The sequence below is a fragment of the Methanoculleus sp. UBA291 genome (genome assembly GCF_002499755.1).
Taxonomy (GTDB): domain Archaea; phylum Halobacteriota; class Methanomicrobia; order Methanomicrobiales; family Methanoculleaceae; genus Methanoculleus; species Methanoculleus palmolei.
The window spans coordinates 695-3,270 of record NZ_DANC01000060.1; the positions used below are offsets into that span (position 1 = coordinate 695).

General features: G+C 56.9%; 3 protein-coding genes. All 3 read right to left on the minus strand.

The features are described from left to right. The coding region (locus tag BP737_RS14050; RefSeq protein ID WP_342686276.1) for a type II toxin-antitoxin system VapC family toxin at positions 1-265 on the minus strand (265 nt) is incomplete at its 3' end. Then, the gene (locus BP737_RS14055) at positions 252-491 is read right to left on the minus strand and encodes an antitoxin VapB family protein (RefSeq protein ID WP_342686278.1); all 240 of its coding nucleotides are present in this window, start codon (positions 489-491) and stop codon (positions 252-254) included. The genes BP737_RS14055 and BP737_RS14050, both read right to left, overlap by 14 nt. Before the next feature lie 139 nt (positions 492-630). Continuing rightward, the gene (locus BP737_RS14060) at positions 631-1,839 is read right to left on the minus strand and encodes a multidrug effflux MFS transporter (RefSeq protein WP_292405266.1); all 1,209 of its coding nucleotides are present in this window, start codon (positions 1,837-1,839) and stop codon (positions 631-633) included. Between the last annotated feature and the right edge of the window lie 737 nt (positions 1,840-2,576).

Below are 2,576 nucleotides of genomic sequence, written 5' to 3' on the forward strand. Positions count from 1 at the left end.
CCCGGAGTTCGGCAGCGAGCGTACCGAAGACTCGATACGTCTCATTCGTGACCGGGAGTTCGATCAGCGCCCGCACGATTGCTTCGACTTCCCGGAGGTTCTCCTGCACCGATGCCGAGAGGAACGCTCCGCGGTAGAGCTCGAGGATGTTGATCACCGTGGTTGCAAGGGGCAGCCCTTCCTGCTCCATCGCCTCGAGCGTTCTCATCGCCTCCGGGTCGTGCCGGATCAGGTCGATGAGCAGGGACGTATCAAGCGTCGGCATCGAAGTCTACCTCTCGCATCGAAGCCTTTCGCATCTCGCGCGAGGCTTCTGCGACCGAATCGGCCAGCGCGGTATTTGGTCCAAATTCTTTGAGAATTTCCGAGAGTTTCTTCTTCTGCGGGGTATACTTCAGGATCACTTCGGAAAAACTCATGTTTGAAGGGCCTTTTAACCGCGAAAGCCTCTCGTATGCATCATCGCTGATACTGATCGTCCTGGTTCCCATACCTGTGTGTGTGTATGTGCATGTATTTGGACCCTTTCATCGCCGGATCTCTTCCCGGCAATGCGCCGTGCGGGGAACGGGAACGGCGGGTATCCGACAGTTGGAGGTCGGGGTACCGTGAAAAGGCACCACTGCTCCCTCAGCACCGCACCAGGTCCATTCTCCCGATCAACACCCACCCGAGAAGACACGCAACCCCTACCGCCACGTTGATCGCCCCGAGGCTGAAGACGAGGTTGTTCCCGCCGAGGAAGACGAGGACCATCCCGACGCTGCCGAAGACGAGGGCGGAGCAGTTGATCAGGGCGGATGCGGAGCCGGTGTCCCCCTTCTGCTGATCGAGCATGAGGAATGCGCCTCCGGGACGTACAGAACTTCCCATCAGGGACGCCGGGAGGAGAGCAAGAGCAAAAATCAGGGGGCCAAGGCTCCCGAAGAGACAGACAAGGACGCCTCCGGCGATCATGACGCCGAAACTGAACCCGACGATCACCCGACGGCTGAAGTGCCGGGAGAGCCAGATGTAGAGGAACGGGCCCGAGATCAGGCCGATGGCATTAAGGGCAAAGTAGAAACTGTACACCTGTTCTGAAAGTCCGAATCCTTTTTCGTAGATATACGACGAGGCGGAGACAAATGCAAGCGATGCGGTGCTCACGAGCGAGAAGACGATAAGAAGCGAGGCGAAACCAGGATTTTTGAGCACAACCCCGAGCCGGCGTACGGACTGTGCCACGGTGTCGGTACGCCGTGCGGGTATTGTCTCCTCAAGGAGAAGGCCGCCGATCATCGCGACGACCCCGATGAGTGCGAGCGTCACGAAAAGGCCCCGCCATGAGGTATAAGGAAGCATGAACGCCCCGAGAAGCGGGGCGACGGCGGGCGCGGTGACAACCATGGACTGGACGAGCGCGAGCACCGATTCCTGTTTCCTCCCTTCATACAGGTCCTTGATCATCGCGGTTGCGACCGCAGAGGCGGCGCTACCGCCGACGGCCTGAAGGATGCGGAAGGCGATAAGGGGCCGGATCTCCCACGATGCAGCGCATCCGACGCTTGCAGCGATGTAGAGGGCAAGTCCTATGAGAAGGACGGGCCGACGGCCATACCGGTCGGAGAGCGGCCCCCAGAAGAGCAGCCCGAGACTGTAAAAGATGAAGAAGAGTATCAAGGTGAGATTCGTGAGGTCCGCAGAGACGCCGAAATAGTCTCCCATTCCGGGAAGGGCAGGCAGGTAGAGATCGGTCGAGAGCGGGACAAAGGCGGAGAACACCGCGATCAGGACGAGAAGCCCCCGATCCCCCAGATATTTCTGGGATTTGCCGTCTCGATTGTTGAATTGGTCCATGGGGGCATCTCGGAGGGCAGGTGTTGAAGAACTGGATGCTACTGTCGTGCATTCCGAATCGAGGTCGGATTATTGTCTCCTCCAACCTCTGTTCATACATTGAAACCTTCCCCTAGTTCTAGGTTGGCATTGGACATTAGCCTGTCTCGGACCTTCAGCCGACACACTTGATATCAAAGGTCTGATGCCAGTGTCCCGACCTGATTGGTCCGTTCTTTCTCTTCATCTTGCCCCGGGATCGCCGGGGAGACCCACAATTTTCGATTCTGGATGAGCGCTTTGCGGGTATCTTCTTATGCCAAAGCGCGCGAGATACACCCGCAGTGTCGGCCGGAGTAAGGGCATACGGGAGCCGATGGGAAGGTATTTATTGGAGAAACGTGCACTCTTGCAGTGAGACCCACGATCAGAAGGGTATGGAAACGACTGCCTTTTCTTCATTCTGCTTGAAGTTCATCATGCTTGCGTGGGACCCGCAATCAGAAGGGTGTGGTTACTACCGCAGAGGGCCGAAAATTCGATATACCCAAGCGTAACTTGCAGAGAGACCCGCAATTAGAAGGGTATGGAAACGGAGGGTCCGCGACCCTTTGACTTTCTGCTCGGGCTTGCAGTAGATATTGAGTATATGGCCGGTTTATTGTTCTCGAAGTCATCCTAAAAGTTTTCAGCGGCTGACGATTCCTATAGTTCAGAGCATTCTGTCGCCTCCCCGCGAAAAATTGAGTGATCTCTGG